Source organism: Pseudomonas sp. 25 R 14, assembly GCF_900004755.1.
Lineage (GTDB): Bacteria > Pseudomonadota > Gammaproteobacteria > Pseudomonadales > Pseudomonadaceae > Aquipseudomonas > Aquipseudomonas brenneri.
Genome location: NZ_CVTS01000016.1, coordinates 1 through 232, shown reverse-complemented (window position 1 = coordinate 232; position 232 = coordinate 1). Strand labels below are relative to the sequence as shown.

Here is a 232-nt window from a genome sequence, read left to right as displayed (position 1 = left end):
GTCGTTGCGCCGTTACCGGCCACTTCCAATTTCTCGAAGTTGCCACCAGCGGTGCCGGTGATCTGGACCGTCTGGGTGCTCTTGTCGATGAACACGTCATCGCCTGGCGCATCAACCGTCACGGTACCGACCGTTTCACCGGCCTTGATGGTGATGGTTTGTTTGTTATCCAGAGTCAGGGTGACGTCTGTATCCGCTTTATTAGAAAGCGTGGCGGTGTAGGTGATCTTGC

1 protein-coding gene is annotated in these 232 nt (G+C 55.6%); it reads right to left on the bottom strand.

Annotated features, from left to right (window positions below):
• Window positions 1-232, bottom strand: a 232-nt coding sequence (locus tag BFQ03_RS02800) for an immunoglobulin-like domain-containing protein (protein ID WP_139115626.1), incomplete at both ends; no start/stop codon positions are given.